The sequence below is a fragment of the Streptomyces sp. NPDC026301 genome (assembly GCF_055567935.1).
Map to the genome: position 1 here is coordinate 218,528 of NZ_JBVHPN010000005.1, position 21,787 is coordinate 240,314.

Consider the following 21,787-nt stretch of genomic DNA (forward strand, 5'->3'; position numbering starts at 1 on the left):
TCCTGCCTTTGACGTCCGAGGACAGGGGAACCGAGTGACGACCGAGAGTTCGGGTGCTGTGGAAGAGGGTGGCACGGCGGGCGCGCCGGCGGCGGTGCGTATCCACAGCCTCTGGAAGAAGTATGGAGATCACACCGCGGTCGCGGGGATCGATCTGACGTTGCCCGCCGGGCGGTTCATCGGGCTCGTGGGGCCGAACGGGGCGGGGAAGACCACCACGCTGTCGATGGTGACCGGGCTGCTGCGGCCGGACGCCGGTCAGGTCGAGATCGGCGGCCACGACGTGTGGCGCGACCCGGTGGCCGTGAAGTCGCGGATCGGCGTACTGCCCGAAGGGCTGCGGCTGTTCGAGCGGCTGTCCGGTGCCGAGCTCCTCTCGTACATCGGGCGGCTGCGGGGGCTGCCCGGCGACGAGGTGGACAAGCGGGCCGGGCAGTTGCTGGACGTACTGGATCTCAGCGGGGCGCAGCACAAGCTGGTCGTCGACTACTCGACCGGTATGCGGAAGAAGATCGGGCTGGCGGCGGCGCTGCTGCACAATCCGGAGATCCTCTTTCTGGACGAGCCGTTCGAGGGGGTCGATCCGGTATCGGCCCAGACCATTCGCGGCGTACTGGAGCGCTACACCGGGTCCGGCGCGACTGTCGTCTTCTCCAGCCATGTGATGGAGCTGGTGGAGTCGCTGTGCGACTGGGTGGCCGTGATGGCCGGCGGGAAGATCCGCGCCGACGGGCCGATCGCCCAGGTACGCGGTGACGCGCCCACGCTGCAGGACGCGTTCCTCGAACTGGTCGGCGCGGGCAGCCGTGCGCGGGCCGGGCAGGACCTGGACTGGCTGGGCGGGGGCGGCGCCCGATGAATACGGCCACCCGCCCCGTGAGCACGCCGGCCGCGGCGCCGCCGTCGCCGCCCCTCACGCCCATCTTCGTGCGGCTCAAGCTGACGCTGCTGAAGAACGGGCTGCGGCAGTCGCCCGGGCGCACCGCCGCGTACGTCATCTCGCTGGCCGTCACGCTGCTGCTGGCGGCCGGCCTGCTGCTGGGCATGATCCTGCTGCGCGGCGTGTCCGGCGCGCCGGCGCTGGCCGTGCTGCTGACCGCGCTCCTCACGCTCGGGTGGGCGGCGATGCCGCTGTTCTTTCCCTCGGCGGACGAGACGATGGACCCGACCCGGCTGGTCATGCTGCCGCTGCGGCCCCGGCCGCTGATCGGCTCGCTGCTGGTCGCCTCGCTCATCGGCGTCGGCCCGGTCTTCACCGCCGTGCTGGCGGCCGGTTCCGTGGTCTCCGTCGCGCACGGCCTGGCGGCGGCGCTCGTCGGGGTCGTCGCGGCCGTACTGGTCGTACTGGTCTGCGCGGCGCTCGCGCGTGCCGTCGCGACCGCCAACGTACGGCTGCTGACCAGCCGCCGCGGCCGTGACCTCGCCGTCCTCAGCGGCCTGTTCGTCGCGCTCGGCGCGCAGGGCGTGAACCTCGGCGCACAGAAGCTCGCCCAGTCGCAGGGGCTGGCGGCGCTGGAACCGGTCGCCGCGGTGCTGCGCTGGATCCCGCCCGCCTCGGCGGTGGACGCGGTCGACGCGGCGGGCCGGGGCGCTTACGGGCGCGCGGTGTTCGGTCTCGCGCTGACCGCGCTGGCGCTCGTCCTGCTGCTGTGGTGGTGGAGCCGCACGCTCACCACTGTCATGACCGCGCCCGACTCCTCCACCCTCCAGGCCATCGAGAAGGACAGCGGCCGCAAGCGTGCCGACCGGGCGGGCGGCTGGGAGCGGCTGCTGCCGGGCGGCCGTACCGGCACGGTCATGCGGCGCACGCTGCTGTACGGCTGGCGCGACCCGAAGACGAAGATGGGCTGGGCGACGGCGCTCGGCGTCGGCCTGATCGTGCCCGTCGTCACGGCGGTGCAGGGCGGCGGCAACGTCTACGCGGCGTGCTGGGCGGCGGGGCTGCTCGGGCTGCAGATGTACAACCAGTTCGGGCAGGACACCTCCGCGTTCTGGATGATCGCCTCGACGCTCTCCACGCGCCGCGACGCGTTCCTGGAGCTGGCCGGGCGGGCGCTGGCACTGGCCGTGATCGCGGTGCCGTACGTGACGCTGGTGGTGCTCGGCGCGGCGGCGATCCTCGACGACTGGGCGGCCTTCCCCGAGGTGTACGGGCTGGCGCTGGCGCTGCTCGGCGCGCTGGTGGCCACGGGGGCGTTCGCCTCGGTGCGCTTCCCGTACTCGATCCCGTCCGACGGCAACAAGAACGTCGCACCGGGGCAGGCCGGTATCGCCTGGATCAGCATGCTGGTCGGCGTGAGCGTGGGCGGACTGCTGTGCCTGCCGATCATCGGCCTGACGGTCGGTCTCCATGTGGCGGGCTTGCAGGGCCTGTTGTGGCTGGTGCTGCCGGTGGGCGCGGTGTACGGAGTGGTGGTGGCCGTCCTGGGGCTGCGCCTGGTCGCGCCGGCCGTCCTCCGCCGGCTGCCGGAGATCCTGGTGGCGGTGAGCAAGGGGTAGGAAGAGAAGACCTCACGAGGCAGCGGGCGTCCGTCCCCCTGGGGGCGGGCGCCCGCTGCCGCGCGTCAAGGCCCGGCCGGCCCGGTCGCTCAGGTCGGAATCGCCGTGTGCAGGAACGGCTCCAGCGCGCGGCGCCAGTCGTCCGGGCGCTCCCAGGGGAGGAGGTAGCCGGCGTCGGGGATCTCGGCGTAGGCGCCTCGGGGGAGGACGCGGACCATCTCCTGGGCCTCGGCGCGGCCCAGTTCGCCGTCCAGGCCGCGGACGACCAGCGTGGGGCACTCGATCTGGGCGAGCTCCTCCCAGTGGGCGTCGTGCACCCACGCCTCGCGGACGGCGAGCATCTGGCGGCGGGAGAAGACCGGGCGCCAGCCGTCGGCGCGCTCGGCCATCACCTCGGCGAAGTACTCGCCGCGCACCGGCTTCGGGCGCTCCAGCGTGGGGTCGTCCTCGCCGAACCACTTGCGGACGTCGGCGAGCGTGGCGAAGGGGACCGGCCAGGAGCGGAACCACGCCTCCCATTCGCGCTGCGAGGCCGCGCCCAGGGCGGATGCCCGCATGTCGCAGATGACCAGGGCGCTGACCAGGTCGGGCCGGCGGGCGGCGAGCTGCCAGGCGGTGAGCGCGCCCATGGAGTGGCCGATGACGGCGGCCGGGGCGAGATCCAGCTGCTCGATGGCGGCGATCGCGTCGTCCACGTACGTCATGCGGTCGAACGGCCCGTCGGTGGGCTTCTCACTGCGGCCGTGGCCGCGCTGGTCGAGGCCGACGGGGCGGTAGCGCGCGCCGAGCCAGCGGGCGGTCTCCGCCCAGTGCGCGGCCCGCCCCATCAGGCCGTGCAGGAGCAGCACGCCGGGGCCGCGTCCGTTGTGCTTCTGCTCCGTCCCCTCGCCGCCGGCCTTGGGAGGGTCGGTGAACTCCCAGGCCGCGAGCCGTATACCCCCAGTACCTGTTACGTCGATGCGCCGCACCATTGCCCTGGCACCCCCATCCGTCCCTTGAGCAGCCCCACACTATCGAACCCGTATTCGAATGTATTGCCCTTGCCCCCAACACCCCTCGTACGAGTGACCATGCTCAAGGATTGGCCGTCCTCGGCACGGGGAGAGTGTGAGCGGGAGGCGGGCCCTGACGGGAAGAGGGCCCGCGGGGGAAGACCCTGAGAGCTCGGGGCTCCGGGTCTTCGTGGGGGGACATGGGGAGGCGGGGCCCCGGCTGCTCGCAGCGCCGGGGCCCTCGCTGTCAGTGGCCCCCCGGCCGGGCGAAACGGTTGTCCGGTGACTCATCCGAGCCCCCTCCCCAGAGGTCACGGCGACCGGCCGGATGTTCCCCGCACCCGCCCCGCCGCCCGGCCCCAGGTCCTCAACGCAGCACGTCATATGCGCCTACGCGTATGCGACAGCGCCAGGGTGACACGGCGTCGCGCCCACCGCTCGCATTCCGCCAAGTCCGTACTGGGCGGGACATCGGGGCACGGCTCGATCCGGGCCGTCGCTCCAGGTCAGTGCGGCGGCCCGGCGGGAGGGGACGGCGGAAAAAATCTCCGGGGAACGCCGGGAGGAGGGGGAAAGCGGAATGTCCGCAGGGAGCGCGGGACAGGACGTCGTACCGGGTGGGCGCCTGCGCACGGCGTGCGGAGGCGGCACCACGCCGGTCAAGCGGAGCGGCGGGGCGCCGGGCCGGGAAGCGCACCGACGAGCGGCCGGCGAGGAGCCGGAACGGTCAGCGCTTCGCCACGAAGACGTGCTGCGCGATGTCGGTGGCCAGCTCGGCGGCCTCGCCGCTGCTGCCGACGAGCACCCCGGTCGGCGACTCCGTCACGCTCACCACGGCCCCCGGCTGCACCCCGGCCCGCCGCAGTGTGTACATCAGCTGGGCGTCCGTCTGGATGGGCTCGCCGATCCGCCGCACGACGACGGTCTTGCCGTCGGCGCCGGGGTCGAGGTCCATCAGGCTCAGCAGGCCCTCGTCCAGGAAGGCATCGGCCTCGGACTTCTCGCCCAGCTCGTCCAGGCCGGGGATGGGATTGCCGTACGGCGACTCGGTCGGGTGCCGCAGCAGCTCCAGGACGCGGCGCTCGACCGCCTCGCTCATCACGTGCTCCCAGCGGCAGGCCTCAGCGTGCACCTGCTCCCACTCCAGCCCGATCACGTCGACGAGCAGGCACTCGGCGAGCCGGTGCTTGCGCATCACGCGTGTCGCCAGGCGGCGGCCCTCCTCGGTCAGCTCCAGGTGGCGGTCGCCGGCGACCTGGACCAGGCCGTCCCGCTCCATCCGCGCCACGGTCTGGCTGACCGTCGGGCCGCTCTGATCGAGCCGCTCGGCGATGCGCGCGCGCATCGGGACCACACCTTCCTCTTCGAGCTCAAGGATGGTGCGGAGATACATCTCCGTGGTGTCGATCAGTCCGGACATGCGTGCCCCTCGGCTGTGTCGTGCGGTGGCCCTGGACTCAATTCTGACGCATCCCACTGACAACCGGACCGCGCGCGGCCCGAAGGCCGCCGCCGGGCCCCGGTCCGGCCGGTGGCCGGGGCCGCGCGCGGAGCCCGGCCCGGGCCGGCACCTTTCGGCCGTACGGTGCGGGCGCCGTATTGACAGGGCACTGGTCCAGACCGCAACGTGAGCCGCGCCACGAGGGCGGTACCTGCCCGGACCGGGCGGGACCATACGAGGAGAGGGGCACTCCGCGATGGGCGAGAGCGGGAGCAACGGGCTGGCCGGGCAGTACTTCGATGCCGCGATCGACCTGCTGCGGACGGTGCGCGACACCCAGGGCGAGGTGATCGCCGAGGCCGGGACGCTGCTCGCCGACACCGTGGAGGCCGGCGGCCGGATCTTCTGCTTCGGCGCCGGGCACTCCTCGCTGCCCGCCCAGGACACGGTCTACCGCGCCGGCGGCCTGGCGGTGATGAACCTGCTGTGCGTGCCCGGTGTGGTGGGCGTGGACGTGATGCCCGCGACGCTCGGCAGCGCACTGGAGCGGGTCGACGGGCTGGCCGCCGCCGTACTGGACACCAGCCCGGCGCGGGCCGGCGACGTCCTCGTGATCATCTCGCTGTCCGGGCGGAACCCGCTGCCCGTGGAGATGGCGCTGAACGCCCGTGCGCTCGGCCTGAAGGTCATCGGGCTGACCTCGGTCGCGTACGCGGACGGCACCAAGTCGCGGCACGTGTCCGGCACGTACCTCAAGGACCACTGCGACATCGTCCTGGACAGCCGCATCCCGGTCGGCGACGCGGAGCTGACGGCGCCGGGCATCGAAGCGCCGTTCGCGCCCGCGTCCACGGTCGTCACCAGCGCGGTCATGCAGGCGGTCGTGGCGACGGCGGCGGGCGCGCTCGCCGAGCGCGGCATCGACCCGCCGCTGCTGCGCTCGGGGAACGTCGACGGCGGTCACGACTGGAACGGCCGGGTCATGCGCGAGTACGCGGACCGGATCTTCTACCGGCACTGAGCCCGCGACCGGCCCCCGCCCCGGCGCCCTCATCTCTTCCCCAGCGCCTCCGCCAGGTCCAGACACGCCGCGATGCGGGAGGCGACCTCCTCGGCGTACGCGGCGTCCGCGCGGTCGAAGGGGCGGCGGGAGGCGCCGCGCAGGAACGTCGCCACGCCCACCGTCCGGCCCCGGCTGCGCAGCACCACGCACAGGCCGTGCACCGTGCCCTCGGGCCACTTGCGGGCCGCCGCCCAGCCCTCCGGCGTGACCGCCAGGCCCGCGCTGGCCCGCACCGAGCCGCGGCGCCGGTACGCCTGGACGGCCGGGTGCCCCGGTACGTACGTCAGCGGGATGCCGGTCCCCGCGACCGGCTGCGCCGGGCCGGGCGCGCCCCCGGGCGAGGCGAGGGCGCGGATCAGCCGGGGCGCGGGCTCGGCCGCGTCGTCGGGCGGTGCCGCCAGGTCCGCGTCCTCGATGGGCGTGGTCGCGTCCATGTCGGACAGCGGCGGGCCGGCGGGCGACGGGGTGGCGGCCAGGTCGACCAGGCCGTGGTCGGCGAAGCCGGCCAGCGCGAAGTCGAGGTGGACGGCGGCCGACTCCATGGGGTCCTCGCACTCGGCCGCCGCGCGGCCCGCGCGGTGCAGCTGGTTGGCGCGGAAACGCTGCAGCGAACTGTCCTGTTCGGTGCGCTTGATGTCGGTGATGTCCTGGAAGAGCCAGCCGACGCCGAGGGGGACGGGCTCCTCGGCGAGCGGGGACGCCAGCCGCAGGAAGCCGCTGCGCCAGCACCGGCGCGGCTCCTCGGCCTCCTCGGAGCGGAGCGTCACCCACAGCTCGGTGGCGGTCGGGGGCGCGCCCTCCGCCAGTACGTGCTGGAGCGCGGCCTCCAGCTCCTCGACACCCTGCGCGAGGAGGTCCCCCAGCGGGCGCCCGAGGACCTGCGTGCGCCCCAGGCCGAGGGCGCGCGCGGCGTGGGCGTTGACCACGGCGGGGCGCAGGTCGGCGTCGACGAGCACCACGCCCCAGGACGCGTCGTCGAAGAGGGCTTCGCTGAGCGCGATGGAGCGTTCGAGGTCGATCTGGGTGTGGACCTCGCTGAAGGCGCAGTACACGCCGGCGGGCGCGCCGTCGGCGCCGGTGACGGCGGAGGACTGGGTCCGTACGAGGACCCGGCCGCCGTCCTTGGTGAGCAGCGCGAACTCGTGTACCTGGCGGCCCGGGGAGGTCATCGCGGCCATCAGGGCCGCGTGCACCTCGTCGGCGTCCTCGGCGCGCACCGCCCAGCCGGCCAGGCCGTCGCGGCCGACCGCCTCGTCGGCGGTCCAGCCGAGGATGCGCTCGGCCTCGCGGTTCCAGTGGGTGACGGTGCCGTCGGCGTCGAGGGCGCAGAGGGCGGCGTCCATGCCGTCCAGGAGGGCCGCGAGCAGGCCGGAGTCCTCGCTGTCGGGCGGAGGCGGCGGGTCCGTGTCCGCTCCCTGGTCGTGGCTCTGGTCCGGGCGGCCCGGTTCCCCGGGCAGCGCGGCATTGAAGTGGCGGGACGAAGCAGTCACTGGCACCCCCTGCTGGACGCGGCTGCACGTGCTGCACGTCGGATCATTCAACTGGAACGTGACACAGCCCACACCCCATTCCGGAAAATCGGTGCCCGCCGGAAATTCGGTTGTGGGGAGCCGGAGCGGTTCCTAGTGTGTGGTGCACACGAGAAGGGAGGTGGTTCCGGAGTGATTTCCTACCGGACGCGTGAGGTGGCTGCGGGCTAGCGGCCCGTCGCTTCACTCAGTGCAGCGCCGGACCAGCGCACGAGAGCTGTGCGCAGCCGGCCAATCCCCAGCAGTCACCCGACCCGCGGTGCCGCCGGTTCGTCCGACCGGCCCCCGACGCCTCACGGCGCCGGGGAGATGGCCCGCGGGTCGTCTGCGTTCCCGGCTCGCGCGGGGCCCCGTCAGGGCGCCAGCCGCTCCACCGTCCAGCCCGTCTCCGTACTCACGTACCGCAGGCGGTCGTGCAGGCGGTTCTCGCGCCCCTGCCAGAACTCCACGGACTCGACGGCGACCCGGTAGCCGCCCCAGTGCGGCGGCGCCGGCACCTGCTCGCCCTCGGGGTAGCGGGCCGTGAGGTCGGCGTAGGCCCGCTCCAGCTCCTCGCGGGAGCCGACCACCGAGGACTGCTCGCTGGCCCAGGCGCCCAGCTGCGAGCCGTGCGGGCGGGTGCGGAAGTACGCGGCGGTCTCGTCGCGGCCGATGCGTTCGGCGGTGCCGCCGACGATCACCTGGCGGGCGAGCGGGTGCCAGGGGAAGAGCAGGGAGACCGCCGGGTTCCCGGCGAGGTCGCGGCCCTTCCTGCTGGTGTAGTTGGTGAAGAAGACGAAGCCGCGGTCGTCGAACGCCTTGAGCAGGACGGTGCGGGAGCTGGGCCGCCCGGCCGCGTCCGCCGTGGAGACGACCATGGCGTTGGGTTCGTGTATGCCGCTCGCGGCCGCTTCTTTGAACCAGCGCGCGAACTGTTCGTACGGAGTGCCGGCGAGGTCTTCCTCGGCGAGGCCGTGCGCGCGGTACTGGGCGCGCATCGAGGCGGGGTCGGGGTGGGCTGCGGATGCGGCGTCGGCAGAGTGCACGGGCATATCTTGCAGCATCGGCCGGGTCGCGCGGGCGGTCGGCGGGCTGCTCATGAGCCACTTGTGGCCTGGCAGTCTGCCCGTCTTCGGTGGCGGGTAACCCTCCCGTCAGGAAATCGCACAGTGTGCCGGATGTCACGCTTCCCCGCACGTGCGGAACCCACCAAAATCATCTGCTGGGACGCTGTGGACTCCGGACATCCGGAGATATGGTGTCCGCCCCGAAACGCCGGAACGAATCGGTGACGTGCCGTCACCGCCCGCGGTCCGACACGGAATGCGGGGACCGCCGGGCGAGCGCGAGCAGTCCAGGCAAGGAGCACCGACGACCGCATCACACGTGACCGCACGGCCCCGACCGAACGGCAGCGTGGCCACGAGCCGCCGCGCCGTCCCTAGCTTGAGGAGCAGCCTGATGTCCGACTTCGTACCCGGGCTCGAAGGAGTCGTCGCGTTCGAGACGGAGATCGCCGAACCGGATAAGGAAGGCGGCTCGCTGCGCTACCGCGGCGTCGACATCGAAGACCTGGTCGGCCAGGTGTCGTTCGGGAACGTGTGGGGCCTGCTGGTCGACGGGGCGTTCAACCCCGGCCTGCCGCCGGCCGAGCCGTTCCCGATCCCGGTGCACTCCGGCGACATCCGCGTCGACGTGCAGTCCGCGCTGGCGATGCTCGCCCCGGTATGGGGCCTGAAACCGCTGCTGGACATCGACGAGGCCGAGGCGCGCGACAATCTCGCGCGCGCCGCCGTCATGGCCCTGTCCTACGTCGCCCAGTCGGCGCGCGGCCAGGGCCTGCCGATGGTCCCGCAGAAGGAGATCGACAAGGCGGACACGATCGTCGAGCGGTTCATGAAGCGCTGGCGCGGCGAGCCCGACCCCAAGCACGTGAAGGCCGTCGACGCGTACTGGACGTCGGCCGCCGAGCACGGCATGAACGCCTCGACTTTCACCGCCCGCGTCATCGCCTCCACGGGTGCCGACGTGGCCGCCGCGCTCTCGGGCGCCGTGGGCGCGATGTCAGGCCCGCTGCACGGCGGCGCGCCGTCCCGCGTGCTGGGCATGATCGAGGAGATCGAGCGCACCGGTGACGCGACCGCATACGTGAAGCAGGCGCTGGACCGCGGCGAGCGGCTGATGGGCTTCGGGCACCGGGTCTACCGCGCGGAGGACCCGCGCGCCCGCGTGCTGCGCCGGACGGCCAAGGAGCTGGGCGCGCCGCGCTACGAGGTCGCCGAGGCGCTGGAGAAGGCGGCGCTGGAGGAGCTGCACAACCGCCGGCCCGACCGGATCCTCGCGACCAACGTGGAGTTCTGGGCGGCGATCACGCTGGACTTCGCCGAGGTCCCGGCGCACATGTTCACGTCGATGTTCACCTGTGCCCGTACGGCCGGGTGGAGCGCGCACATCCTGGAGCAGAAGCGGACCGGCCGGCTGGTGCGCCCCTCCGCCAAGTACGTGGGCCCGGCGGCCCGCAGCCCGCGCGACATCACCGGTTACGAGGACATCTCGGCCCGCTGACGGCCGGCGCCCTCAGTGGCCCAGTGCCCCGTCCAGGAGGCGGGACCACTGGGCCACTACGCGTGCGCGGCGGGGGGTGTCGTCGCTGAGGAGGGTGGCCAGCCCCAGGCCGCGCGCCATGTCGAGGAGGCCCTGGATGGTCTCCCGTACGCCCGGGACCGATTCGTCCGCGGCCAGGAGTTCGACCGCGATGCGGTGGGACTCGCGGCCCACCCGCGCCTCCAGTTCGGTGACGCGCTCGTGGAGCTGGTCCTCGTGGGAGGCAGCCACCCAGAGGTGCAGGGCGGCGCGGAAGAGGGGGCCCGTGTAGAGATCGACGATGGCCGCGACGACGGAGGTGCGGTCGGCCCTGTGGTCCGGGAAGAGGGTGCGGAGGGCCTGGGAGCGTTCCTCGGCCACGTATTCGACCGCCGCCGTGAAGAGGTCCTCGCGGGTGGGGAAGTGGTGCTGCGCCGCGCCCCGGGAGACGCCGGCGCGTTCGGCCACGACGGAGACCGTGGAGCCCGCCCAGCCGTGTTCGGCCAGGCAGGAGACGGCGGCCTCGAGGAGCTTGCGGCGGGTGGCGCGGCTGCGCTCCTGCTGGGGTTCTCGGCGTGCTGAGGTCATCGTGACCATGATGGCTCCCGGCGTTCGAGGAAGGCCGTCATGCCCTCCCGTGCTTCGTCCGAGGAGAATAGGCGGGCCGATCGGCGGGCCAGGGCGGCGGTGTCGCGGTCGAAGGCGCGGAGCGTTTCGGCCGTGGTGAGTTCCTTGGATTCGGCCAGTCCCTGGGGGGACGCCTTGCGGAGCCCGGCGAGGAGGGGAACGAGCGCCTCGTCCACGTCCTCCGCGGCCAGGGTGATCAGGCCCGTACGGGCCGCCTCCGCGGCGTGGAAACGTTCGCCGGTGAGGTAGTAGCGGGCGGCGGCCCGGGAGTCCATGCGGGGCAGTACCGGCATGGAGATCACCGCGGGGGCGAGGCCCAGCCGCGCCTCGGTGAAGGCGAAGGTCGCGGCGGGCCCTGCCACGGAGATGTCGCAGGCGGCGAGCAGGCCGAGGCCGCCGGCCCGGACGTGCCCGGTGACCCGGGCGACGACGGGCACCGGCAGCTCGACGATCGCGCGGAGCAGCCGGGCCAGCTCCAGCGGGCCGTCCTCTGCCGAGCCCGACGCCGCCTCGGAGAGGTCGGCCCCGGCACAGAAGGTGGTGCCGGTGTGGGTGAGGACCACGGCGCGGGTGCCGGGGTCCTCGGCGGCGCCGGCGAGTGCCTGGTGGAGCTCGGCGACCAGGGCGGTGGAGAGGGCGTTGCGGTTGCCTGGCGAGTCGAGGGTGAGGCTGGTGATGCCGCGCTCGTGAGAGCGGTGAACGAGCGTCATGCGGTCCTCCTTTCCCCGGCGCGGAGTTCGCGCCGCAGGATCTTGCCGGTGGCGGCGCGCGGCACGGCGTCCGTGAACTCCACCCGCCGGATCTTCTTGTAGGGGGCCACCCGCGCCGCGACGTAGGCGATGATCTCCCGTTCGGTGAGCAGGGCCCCCGGCTGCCGTACGACGTACGCCTTGGGGATCTCGTTGCCGTCGGCGTCGGTCACGCCGATGACGGCCGCGTCGGCGATGTCCTCGTGCTGGAGGAGCAGCGCCTCCAGGTCGGCGGGGGCGACCTGGTAACCCTTGTACTTGATCAGCTCCTTGACCCGGTCGACGACGTGCAGCCAGCCGTCCGCGTCGCAGTAACCGATGTCGCCGGTGTGCAGCCAGCCGGCCGCGTCGATCATCGCGTCGGTGGCCTCGGGGCGGCCCAGGTAGCCCTTCATGACCTGCGGGCCGCGGATGAGGATCTCGCCGGTGGCGCCCGGGCCGAGGTCGGCGTCCTCCTCCAGCGCGCGGATGCGCATCTCGGTACCGGGCAGCAGCTTGCCGACCGTGCCGGGCGGCACGTCGCGGGCGTCCCGCGGCACGACGTGGGTGCCGGGCGAGAGTTCGGTCATGCCGTACGCCTGGAGGAGCGGCGGCAGTTTCAGACGGGCGGCGCACGCGGCCGCCAGGTCGGCGTCCAGCGGCGCCGCCGCGCTGAGCACGTACTCCAGCGAGGAGAGGTCTCGGTCCGCGACGGCCGGGTGCTTGGCGAGCGCCAGGACGATGGGCGGGGCGACATAGACCGCGTTGACGCGGTGGGTCTCGATGGCGGTCAGGAAGGTGCCGAGGTCGAAGCGGGGCAGGACGACGACGGTGGCGCCCTGCCGCAGCGGCGCGTTCATCAGCGCGGTCATGCCGTAGATGTGGAAAAAGGGCAGGACAGCGAGGATGCGGTCGCCGGGGCCGCCGCTGAGGACGCCGTCGAGCTGGACGAGGTTGGTGGCGATGTTGCGGTGGGTGAGCATTACGCCCTTGGGCGCGCCGGTGGTGCCGGAGGAGTACGGCAGGCAGGCCACGTCCTCGGCCGGGTCGATGGTGACCTGCGGCTCGGGCGCCTGCGTGGCCAGCAGGTCGGCGAGGGACCGGTGTCCTTCGGCCCCGTCGCAGACGAAGATCTCCGTCACGCCGCCGCACTTCTCGGCCGCGGTACGGGCGGTGGCCAGCAGCACGGAGACCGTCACCAGCCAGCGGGCGCCGGAGTCGCGCAGCTGCTTCGCCACCTCCTCCGCGGTGGCGAGCGGATGGACGGGCGTGACGACGGCGCCGCAGCGGGAGGCGGCGTAGCAGACGACCGGGTACGCGAGGGAGTTCGGGCTGTGCAGGGCCAGCACGTCGCCCTTGCGCACGCCCGCGTCGGCGAGGGCCGCGGCGAGCCGGCGGGTGCGGGCGTCGAGCTCGGCGTAGCTGAGGGTGGCGCCGCTCAGGCCGTCGACCAGGGCCGGCCGGTCGGCGTGCGCGACGGCCGAGTGGCCCAGTACGGCTTCGTGGATGGGCAGGTCGAGCGGTGCGACGTCGGGGTACTCGCTGCGGAACACCATGGACTCACGGCCCTTCGCTCGATGGTCGGTCGGCTGCCGGCTGCGGCGTGGGGGGCGGACGATGTCCCGCAGCATGACGGCATCAGTACGACTTGGGGAGCCCCAGGGACTGGTGGGACACGAAGTTGAGGATCATCTCGCGGCTGACCGGGGCGATTCTGGCCACCCGGGCCGCGGTGATCATCGAGGCGAGTCCGTACTCCGTGGTGAGGCCGTTGCCGCCGAGCGTGTGCACGGCCTGGTCGACGGTCTTCACCGCGGCCTCCCCCGCCGCGTACTTCGCCATGTTGGCGGCCTCGCCCGCGCCCATGTCGTCGCCGATGTCGTAGAGATGGGCGGCCTTGTGCATCATCAGCCGGGCCAGCTCGATGTCGATGTGGCACTGGGCGAGCGGGTGGGCGATGGCCTGGTGGGCACCGACCGGCACCTTCCACACCTGGCGTTCGCGGGCGTACTCCACGGCCCGCTCCAGCGCGTAACGGGCCATGCCGAGGGCGAAGGCGGCGGTCATGACGCGCTCGGGGTTGAGCCCGGCGAAGAGCTGGAGGAGCCCGGCGTCCTCGTCGCCGACCAGCGCGTCGGCCGGCAGCCGTACATCGTCCAGCACCAGCTCGAACTGCTTCTCGGGCGCGGCCAGTTCCATGGGGATCGAACTGCGGGAGAAGCCGGGAGTGTCACGGGGGACGATGAAGAGGCAGGGCTTGAGCTTGCCGGTCCTCACGCCTCTATCAGACACAGCCTCCGTACGGCCGACGATCAGCGTGGCCTCGGCGATGTCGACGCCGGAGACGAAGACCTTGCGGCCGTTGAGTATCCAGCCGCCGGTCTCCGCGTCGCGGCGCGCGGTGGTGGTGATGCGGTGCGAGTTGGACCCGGCGTCGGGCTCGGTGATGCCGAACGCCATCTTGCGCGAGCCGTCGGCGAGGCCGGGCAGCCACTGCCGCTTCTGCTCGTCGGTACCGAAGCGGGCGATGACGGTGCCGCAGATGGCGGGCGAGACGACGAGCATCAGGAGGGGGCAGCCGGCCGCGCCCAGCTCCTCCAGGACGATGGCGAGTTCGGTGATGCCGCCGCCCCCGCCGCCGTACTCCTCCGGCAGGTTGACGCCGAGGTAACCGAGCTTGGCGGCCTCCGCCCAGAGGTCGTCGGTGTGCTTGCCGTCGGCGACGACGCGGGTGAAGTACTCGCGGCCGTAGCGCTTGCCGAGGGCGGCGACGGCTGCGCGCAGGGCCTGGTGTTCTTCGGTTTCGATCACGGAGATCCTCCAGAAATCAAGCCTGTCCGGCGATTGAGGACAACATCAGTTGGTGACTACGGCGAGCAGGGCGCCGACCTCGACCTGTCGGCCTGCCTCGGCGTGCAGCGCCGACAACGTGCCGGTGACCGGCGCGGTGATCTTGTGTTCCATCTTCATCGCCTCCAGCCAGAGGATCGGCTGGCCGGCCTCGACGGCGGCCCCCTCGGCGAGCCCGTCCGCCACGCGGACGACCGTGCCGGGCATGGGCGCGAGGAGAGATCCCGGCGCCTGCTGGGCCGTGGGGTCGGGGAAGCGGGGCAGGGCGGTGAGGGTGGTGGCGCCGACGTACACCCGGTCGCCGTGCGCGGTGACCTCGTACGTACGCCGTACGCCGTCGGCCTCCAGCACGACCCGGTCGGGGCCCGCGTGCACGACCAGTACACCGTCGGCGGCCAGGCCGTCCCTGGTGTGCCGGTACCGAACCTCGTGTTCGGTACCGTCCGGCTCGGTGCGGTAACGCTTGACCTGCGGCTGCGACGGCACGTTGCGCCAGCCGCCGAAGCGCGAGCGGCCGTGCGCGTCGGCGAGGGCCGCGGCCAGCGGGGCGTACGGGTCGGGGGCCGCGGCCGTGAGGCCTGGCAGGTGCCGGTCGTAGAAGCCGGTGTCCATTCGCCCCGCCACGAACTCCTCGTGGCGCAGCGAGCGCACCAGCAGCTCGCGGTTGGTGACCGGGCCGTGGGCGCGGGCCCGCTCCAGCGCGCCCGCCAGCTTGCGGACGGCGGCGGCGCGGGTGGGCGCCCAGGCGACGGCCTTGGCGAGCATCGGGTCGTAGTGGATGCCGATGGTGTCGCCGTCGGTATACCCGGAGTCCAGGCGTACGCCCGGTACGGAGAGGCCGTGCAGGGTGCCGGTCTGCGGGGCCCAGCCGCGTGCCGGGTCCTCGGCGTAGAGGCGGGCCTCGACGGCGTGGCCGCGCGGCTCCGGGGGCGCGGCGGGCAGCGCCTCGCCCTCGGCGACGCTCAGCTGCAGCGCGACCAGGTCGATGCCGAAGATCTCCTCGGTGACGGGGTGTTCGACCTGGAGGCGGGTGTTCATCTCCAGGAAGTGCGCGGTGCCGTCGACGACGAGGAATTCGACGGTGCCGGCGCCGCGGTACTCGGTCGCGCGGGCGGCCCGTACGGCCATCTCGTACAGCGTCGCCGTCAGTTCGGGCGTGAGGCCGGGGGCCGGGGCCTCCTCGACGACCTTCTGGTGGCGGCGCTGGAGTGAGCAGTCGCGGGTGCCCAGCGGCCAGACCGTGCCGTGCGCGTCGGCGAGGATCTGCACCTCGACGTGGCGGCCGCCCTCGACGTACGGCTCGACGAAGACCTCGCCGTCGCCGAAGGCACTCAGCGCCTCGGCCCGCGCGGCCTCCAACTCCCCTTTCAGCTCGTCCAGTTCGCGTACGACCCGCATGCCGCGGCCGCCGCCGCCCGCCGCCGCCTTCACCAGTACCGGCAGATCGTCCTCGGTGACCTCGGTGAGCGGGGCGATGCCCATGAGCTCCTTGGCCCGGGTCTTGGACGCCATCGCCGCGATGGCGGCGGGCGGCGGCCCGACCCAGGTCAGTCCGGCATCGGTGACGGCCGCCGCGAACTCCGGGTTCTCGGACAGGAAGCCGTAGCCGGGGTGGACCGCGTCGGCTCCGGCGTCCAGGGCGGCCTTCACGATGAGGTCGCCGCGCAGGTACGTGTCGGCGGGTGCGGCGCCGGGAAGGGCGACGGCGGCGTCGGCGCTGCGGGTGTGCAACGCGTCCGCGTCCGGGTCCGAGTGCACGGCGACCGTGGATATGCCCAGGTCACGGCAGGTACGGAAGATGCGGCAGGCGATCTCGCCGCGGTTGGCGACAAGGAGGGTGTGGATCACTGCTTTCCTCACATCCGGAAGACGCCGAAACCACCTCGCGCGCCCTCCACGGGCGCCGAGTGGATCGCGGACAGGCACAGGCCGAGGACGGTGCGGGTGTCGCGCGGATCGATGACGCCGTCGTCGTAGAGCCGCCCGGACAGGAACATCGGCAGCGACTCGGACTCGATCTGCTGCTCGACCATCGCGCGCAGCCCGGCGTCGGCCTCGTCGTCGTACGGCTGCCCCTTGGCGGCGGCGGAGGCGCGCGCCACGATCGACAGCACGCCCGCGAGCTGCTGCGGCCCCATGACGGCCGACTTGGCAGAAGGCCAGGCGAAGAGGAAGCGCGGATCGTAGGCGCGACCGCACATGCCGTAGTGCCCGGCCCCGTACGAGGCTCCCATCAGCACGGACAGATGCGGTACGCGCGAGTTCGACACCGCGTTGATCATCATCGCGCCGTGCTTGATGATGCCGCCCTGCTCGTACTCCTTGCCGACCATGTAGCCGGTGGTGTTGTGCAGGAAGAGCAGCGGGATGTCGCGCTGGTTCGCCAACTGGATGAACTGGGCGGCCTTCTGCGACTCCGCGCTGAAGAGGACACCCTGCGCGTTGGCGAGGATGCCGACCGGGTAGCCGTGCAGCCGCGCCCACCCGGTGGTCAGGCTGGGCCCGTACAGCGGCTTGAACTCGTCGAAGTCCGAGCCGTCCACGAGGCGGGCGATGACCTCGCGCGGGTCGAAGGGGATCTTGAGGTCGCCGGGGACGATGCCCAGCAGCTCGTCCTCGTCGTACTTGGGGGGCTCCGCGAACGCCGGATCGGCGTGTGCCTTGCGCCAGTTGAGGCGGGCGACCACCCGGCGGGCCTGGCGCAGCGCGTCCGGCTCGTCCACCGCGAAGTAGTCCGCGAGGCCCGAGGTCCGGGCGTGCATCTCGGCGCCGCCGAGCGACTCGTCGTCGCTCTCCTCGCCGGTGGCCATCTTCACCAGCGGCGGCCCGCCGAGGAAGACCTTGGCCCGCTCCTTGACCATGATCACGTGGTCGGACATGCCGGGGACGTACGCGCCGCCGGCCGTCGAATTCCCGAAGACGACGGCGACGGTGGGAATCCCGGCAGCGGAGAGCCGGGTGAGGTCCTTGAAGAGCGCCCCGCCCGGGATGAAGATCTCCTTCTGGCTGGGCAGGTCCGCGCCCCCGGACTCCACCAGTGACACGACCGGCAGCCGGTTGGCGTACGCGATCTCGTTCGCGCGCAGCGCCTTCTTCAGCGTCCAGGGGTTGGAGGCGCCGCCGCGTACGGTCGGGTCGTTGGCGGTGATCAGGCACTCCACGCCTTCGATCACGCCGATCCCGGTGACCAGCGAGGCGCCCACCTGGTAGTCGCTGCCCCACGCGGCGAGCGGCGACAGCTCCAGGAAGGGGGTGTCGGGGTCGAGCAGCAGCTCGACGCGTTCGCGGGCGAGCAGCTTGCCGCGCTTGCGGTGCCGGTCGACGTACTTCTCGCCGCCCCCGGCGACCGCCCTGTCCTGCTCGGCGGTCAGCTCGTCCAGCTTGGCGAGCAGCGCCGCGCGGTTCTCCGCGTACTCGGGGCTCGCGGTGTCCAGCCCTGTGCCGAGCACGGTCACAGCAGTACCTCCGGTATGTCCAGGTGGCGGGCGCGCAGCCACTCGCCCACGGCCTTGGCCTGCGGGTCGAAGCGGGCCTGCGAGGCCACGCCCGCGCCCAGCAGTCCGTCGATCACGAAGTTCAGCGCCCGCAGGTTCGGCAGCACGTGCCGCTCGACGGGCAGCCCGGCGGCCTCCGGGAGGAGCGCGCGGAGCCGGTCGGTGGTCAGCTCGTGTGCCAGCCACCGCCACGCCTCCTCCGTGCGCGCCCACACCCCGACGTTGGCCGCGCCGCCCTTGTCGCCGCTGCGGGCCCCGGCGACGAGGCCGAGCGGGGCGCGGCGGGTGGGGCCGTCGTGGTGCAGCGGCTCGGGGAGCGGCGGATCGGGTGCCCGCTCCAATTCCCTTGTCAGCGACGGCGGTTCGATGGTTACGCGGCGGCCGTCCGACAGTACGGCCGCGTGTGCCACCTCGTCCGCCGGTACGTACGCGGCCTCGAAGACGCCGTACGGTGCGCCCTTGCCGGGCGGGGCCGTGACGTGGAAGCCCGGGTAGCTGCCGAGGGCCAGCTCGACCGCGGCGCCGCTGATGACCCGGCCGACCGTGTCCTGGTCCGGGTCCCGGACGACCAGCCGCAGCAGCGCGCTGGCCTCCTCCTCGGCCGCCGCGTCCTCGTGGTCGGTGCGGGCGAGGCGCCAGTCCACCTCGGCGGGCCGGCGCCCGGCCGCCGCGAAGGCCGCCTCCATCTGCTCGCGTACGAGCTGGGCCTTGAGGTCCACGTCCAGCCCGGTGAGCACGAACGTGACCTCGTTGCGCCAGCCGCCGAGCCGGGTCAGACCGGTCTTGAGGGTGGACGGCGGCGCCTCGCCGCGCACGCCGTCCAGGCGCACCCGGTCGGGGCCGTCCTCCGTGAGCCGGGCGGTGTCCAGCCGGGCGGTCACGTCGGGCCCGGCGTACCGCGCGCCCGTCGTCTCGTACAGCAGCTGGGCGGTGACCGTGCCGAGGGTGACGGCGCCGCCGGTGCCCGGGTGCTTGGTGATCACCGAGGAGCCGTCTTCGGCGATCTCGGCGAGCGGGAAGCCGGGGCGGTGCACGTCGAGGGCGCCGAAGAAGGAGTAGTTGCCGCCGGTGGCCTGGGTGCCGCACTCCAGGACGTGCCCGGCGAGCACCGCGCCCGCCAGCCGGTCGAAGTCGTCGGGCCGCCACCCGAAGTGCGCGGCCGCCGCCCCGCTGACCAGCGCGGCGTCGGTGACCCTGCCGGTGACGACCACCTCGGCGCCGGAACGCAGGCACTCCGCGATGCCGCCACCGCCGAGGTAGGCGTTGGCGGTCAGCGTGCCCGCGGGCCAGCCCGGGCGGGCGAGCAAGTCGTCGCCCTCGACGTGGGCGACGCGGACGGGTACGCCGACCTTGTCCGCCAACTCCCGTACCGCGTCGGCGAGTCCGGCCGGGTTCAGGCCGCCCGCGTTGGTGACGATCCGTACGCCGCGCTCGGCGGCCAGCCCGAGGCCGGTCTCCAGCTGCCGCAGGAAGGTCTTCGCGTAGCCGCGCCCCGGGTCCTTCAGGCGGTCTCGGCCCAGGATGAGCATGGTGAGTTCGGCGAGGTAGTCGCCGGTGAGGATGTCGAGGGGGCCGCCGGTGAGCATCTCCTCCAGCGCGTCGAAGCGGTCGCCGTAGAAGCCGGAGGCGTTGCCTATGCGCAGGGGTGCGGTGGGTGCCGGGTGGGTCACGCCTGGGGCTCCTTCGGGGCGGCGGTCCGGGGCTCGCGGCCCGGCCCCGGGGGTCCGGCGAACGCCTGGGCGATGCCCAGCCACCGTCCGGCCTCCGCGCCCTCGGCCCGTACGTCCACGTCGTCGCGGTGCGCCCGCTGCGTGACCAGCAGGCAGAAGCCGAGCGCGTCACCGGTCACCCGCTGCGCCGCGTCCTCGGGGCCGTACGTCCACACCCCGCCCTCCGGGCCCGGCGCCCGCAGCTCGACGCGGAACTCCTCCTCCGGGGGCGTGAGTCCGTGCGCCAGGTAGGCGAAATTCCGTGCCCGTACGCCGATGTGGGCGACGTGCCGCAGCCGGGCGGTCGGCTCCCGTACGGCGCCCAGCGCGTCGGCGACGTCCTGGCCGTGCGCCCAGGTCTCCATCAGCCGCGCGGTCGCCATCGAGGTGATGCTCATCGGCGGGCCGAACCAGGGCAGCCGGCCGCCGGTGTACGCGGCGAGCGCGTCGTGCAGCGCGTCGCGGCCCGCCCGCCAGTGGGCCAGCAGTTCGGCGGGTGGCCGGCGGGCCCCTTCCTCTGCGCCCTCGTCGACGAAGGTGTCCGGAGAGGCGAGCGCCGCCTCGGCGGCGCGCCGGAAGCCGTCCGGGTCGGTGGCCGCAAGCAGCGCCTGCTGATCGGTCCAGGCCAGATGGGCTATCTGGTGGGCGATCGTCCAGCCGGCGGCCGGGGTCGGCGTCGCCCAGCGGTCCGCGGCGAGCGGCCCCACGAGGGCGTCCAGCGCCTGGCCCTCCGCGCGCAGGTCGGCGAGCACCGGGCTCGGGTCGGACACGCTGCACTCCCCTCGTCCACCCCTGTACGCGTGCGTGCAGGGGGAGTTGGTGTGTGGGTGGTGATGCGTGTCAGAGCGTGGCAGCGCGCCGGGAATCAATCAAGCATGCGTGCATGATTTTTTTGAGCAGCGAGCACACCGGCCGCCCCGGCGGGGCCCGCGGTGGCTCAGCCGCCGTGTGCGTACAGCGAGAAGCGGCGGCGGTTGACCTTGCCCGAGGTGAAGCCCGCGACCAGCCGTTCGCCGCCGCGGTGCAGCACGGCCAGGCCCTCCGGCTCGCGCGGGCTCAGCTTCAGCCCCGCCTTCGTACGTACCTCCTGCACGATCGCGCCGCTGCGCAGGTCGATGCAGGTCAGGCGGGCGTTGCCGGGTCCGGACGGCGGATTGCCGGGGCCGAACGGGCTGCCGGTGAGCTGGTACGCGTAGTTCCCCGACAGCGCCAGCCCCTGGTGGAAGACGCCCTTGCGCAGGAGCGGCTGCGGGACGTCGGCGAGCGGCTTCGCGGTGCCCGCGCCGAAGTCGTCCAGGTCGTAGAGCGCGTAACGGTAGACGCCGCTCGCGCGGCGGTAGCGGAGCAGCAGGCGGCGGGTGGTCATGTCGACCGCCGGCTGGTTCTTCGTGGTGCCCGGCTTCGGCCGGTACGTGAGCAGCGCGCGGTCGCCGGCCCGCAGCACCCTGTTCGGGGTGTAGGGGAAGCGGGCGATGCCGCGGCCGTAGCCGGAGGCGGGGTTGACGTCCCACTCCGTCCAGAGCAGCGGCCCCTTGCCGGGCCGGTGCTGCACGCCGAGGGAGCCGCCGTGCCCGAAGCCGGTGAGGAACATCCGGTCCTTCAGCTTCCCGGACATGGTGAGGCGGTTCAGGCACAGGTCGCCGCGGGTGACCCGCTGCGCGTGGCTGTACGTCCGCGCCTCGCCCTTGAGGCGGACGCCGCCCTGGATGACCTGGAGGGCGTAGATGTACCCGGCCGCCTCGTCGAACGCGAAGGACTGCAGGACGGAGAAGTGCGTGAGCCGCTTCTTCACCAGCAGCGCCTCGGCCGGCCCGGTCAGGTCGATCCAGTCGCCCGGGGCCCGCGCGGGGAAGGCGGGGACGGGCTTCACGGTGGGCACGTCGGCCACCGGCTTCTTGGTGGGCACGTCGGCCGCCGGATTGTTGACGGGCACGTCGGCCACCGGCTTCTTGGTGACCAGGTCGGCCGCCGGATTCTCACCGGGCAGTGGCGCGCCGTGCGGGACGTCCGGGCCCGGGTCCGCCGCGGCCCGGCCGGTGAGCAGCACCGGGCCGCCGAGGACCGCGGCGCCTCCGAACCTGAGCAGTTCCCTGCGCCCGATCCCCGTCATACCGCGTCGCCCCTCCGTCGTCGTCCGTGCTCGTACTCGTACGCGTCGTGGAGCATGGCTGTCCCGGACCGTTTCTGTCCGGACATGTCCATATCCGCGGCTCGTGAGAACGTTCATGACCGGCGAGGGCCGGGTGCCACACGTGCCCGGGAGCGGCTTCATCCATCCGCCCCCGGTTCCTCA

General features: G+C 73.2%; 17 protein-coding genes. 4 read left to right on the top strand and 13 right to left on the bottom strand.

Annotated elements, in window-relative coordinates:
* The first annotated feature begins 34 nt into the window (after window positions 1–34).
* Entirely contained in the window at window positions 35–859 is an 825-nt protein-coding gene (locus ACZ4MH_RS10680; RefSeq protein WP_351601014.1) for an ABC transporter ATP-binding protein, read from the top strand.
* Window positions 856–2,499 carry a transporter gene (locus tag ACZ4MH_RS10685; protein WP_351601017.1) on the top strand — a complete coding sequence of 548 codons (1,644 nt, stop codon included), beginning with the start codon at window positions 856–858 and terminating at the stop codon, window positions 2,497–2,499. Before ACZ4MH_RS10680 ends, ACZ4MH_RS10685 begins: the two co-directional genes overlap by 4 nt.
* An 89-nt stretch (window positions 2,500–2,588) precedes the next feature.
* Here ACZ4MH_RS10685 and ACZ4MH_RS10690 read toward each other — a convergent pair whose 3' ends face one another.
* Window positions 2,589–3,470: an alpha/beta fold hydrolase gene (locus ACZ4MH_RS10690; protein WP_351601020.1), complete on the bottom strand. Its 882-nt coding sequence runs from the start codon at window positions 3,468–3,470 to the stop codon at window positions 2,589–2,591.
* Between the two features lie 748 nt (window positions 3,471–4,218).
* Window positions 4,219–4,911, bottom strand: a complete 693-nt coding sequence (locus ACZ4MH_RS10695) for a metal-dependent transcriptional regulator (RefSeq protein WP_351601023.1) — start codon at window positions 4,909–4,911, stop codon at window positions 4,219–4,221.
* 277 nt (window positions 4,912–5,188) lie between these two features.
* On the opposite strand from ACZ4MH_RS10695, the gene ACZ4MH_RS10700 reads away from it, so the two are divergent.
* Entirely contained in the window at window positions 5,189–5,953 is a 765-nt protein-coding gene (locus ACZ4MH_RS10700; protein WP_351601026.1) for an SIS domain-containing protein, read from the top strand.
* Window positions 5,954–5,982: 29 nt separating this feature from the next.
* Here ACZ4MH_RS10700 and ACZ4MH_RS10705 read toward each other — a convergent pair whose 3' ends face one another.
* On the bottom strand, window positions 5,983–7,338 hold the full coding sequence (locus ACZ4MH_RS10705) for a PAS domain-containing protein (RefSeq protein WP_467754474.1): 1,356 nt from the start codon (window positions 7,336–7,338) through the stop codon (window positions 5,983–5,985).
* 539 nt (window positions 7,339–7,877) lie between these two features.
* The gene (gene pdxH, locus ACZ4MH_RS10710; protein WP_351594675.1) at window positions 7,878–8,555 is read right to left on the bottom strand and encodes a pyridoxamine 5'-phosphate oxidase; all 678 of its coding nucleotides are present in this window, start codon (window positions 8,553–8,555) and stop codon (window positions 7,878–7,880) included.
* A 409-nt stretch (window positions 8,556–8,964) separates the two neighbouring features.
* Here pdxH and ACZ4MH_RS10715 point away from each other — a divergent pair, with 409 nt between their 5' ends.
* Entirely contained in the window at window positions 8,965–10,068 is a 1,104-nt protein-coding gene (locus ACZ4MH_RS10715) for a citrate synthase 2 (RefSeq protein ID WP_351594677.1), read from the top strand.
* A gap of 12 nt (window positions 10,069–10,080) precedes the next feature.
* Here the strand turns inward: ACZ4MH_RS10715 and ACZ4MH_RS10720 are convergent, their stop codons facing one another.
* From ACZ4MH_RS10720 to ACZ4MH_RS10760, 9 genes are all read right to left on the bottom strand, one after another.
* Window positions 10,081–10,683 carry a TetR/AcrR family transcriptional regulator gene (locus tag ACZ4MH_RS10720; RefSeq protein ID WP_351594680.1) on the bottom strand — a complete coding sequence of 201 codons (603 nt, stop codon included), beginning with the start codon at window positions 10,681–10,683 and terminating at the stop codon, window positions 10,081–10,083.
* Entirely contained in the window at window positions 10,671–11,423 is a 753-nt protein-coding gene (locus ACZ4MH_RS10725) for an enoyl-CoA hydratase family protein (protein ID WP_351594682.1), read from the bottom strand. Before ACZ4MH_RS10725 ends, ACZ4MH_RS10720 begins: the two co-directional genes overlap by 13 nt.
* On the bottom strand, window positions 11,420–12,997 hold the full coding sequence (locus ACZ4MH_RS10730; protein WP_351594760.1) for an AMP-binding protein: 1,578 nt from the start codon (window positions 12,995–12,997) through the stop codon (window positions 11,420–11,422). The genes ACZ4MH_RS10725 and ACZ4MH_RS10730 overlap by 4 nt, the downstream gene beginning before the upstream one ends.
* Before the next feature lie 82 nt (window positions 12,998–13,079).
* Window positions 13,080–14,258: an acyl-CoA dehydrogenase family protein gene (locus tag ACZ4MH_RS10735; protein WP_351594763.1), complete on the bottom strand. Its 1,179-nt coding sequence runs from the start codon at window positions 14,256–14,258 to the stop codon at window positions 13,080–13,082.
* Between the two features lie 39 nt (window positions 14,259–14,297).
* Window positions 14,298–16,139: an ATP-binding protein gene (locus tag ACZ4MH_RS10740; protein ID WP_351594685.1), complete on the bottom strand. Its 1,842-nt coding sequence runs from the start codon at window positions 16,137–16,139 to the stop codon at window positions 14,298–14,300.
* Between the two features lie 8 nt (window positions 16,140–16,147).
* On the bottom strand, window positions 16,148–17,746 hold the full coding sequence (locus ACZ4MH_RS10745; protein ID WP_351594688.1) for an acyl-CoA carboxylase subunit beta: 1,599 nt from the start codon (window positions 17,744–17,746) through the stop codon (window positions 16,148–16,150).
* Complete coding sequence (locus ACZ4MH_RS10750; RefSeq protein ID WP_351594691.1) at window positions 17,743–19,455, bottom strand: acyclic terpene utilization AtuA family protein; 1,713 nt, start codon at window positions 19,453–19,455, stop codon at window positions 17,743–17,745. Before ACZ4MH_RS10750 ends, ACZ4MH_RS10745 begins: the two co-directional genes overlap by 4 nt.
* Window positions 19,452–20,264 carry a TIGR03084 family metal-binding protein gene (locus tag ACZ4MH_RS10755; protein WP_351594694.1) on the bottom strand — a complete coding sequence of 271 codons (813 nt, stop codon included), beginning with the start codon at window positions 20,262–20,264 and terminating at the stop codon, window positions 19,452–19,454. Before ACZ4MH_RS10755 ends, ACZ4MH_RS10750 begins: the two co-directional genes overlap by 4 nt.
* A gap of 167 nt (window positions 20,265–20,431) precedes the next feature.
* The gene (locus tag ACZ4MH_RS10760; RefSeq protein ID WP_351594697.1) at window positions 20,432–21,604 is read right to left on the bottom strand and encodes a phage baseplate protein; all 1,173 of its coding nucleotides are present in this window, start codon (window positions 21,602–21,604) and stop codon (window positions 20,432–20,434) included.
* Between the last annotated feature and the right edge of the window lie 183 nt (window positions 21,605–21,787).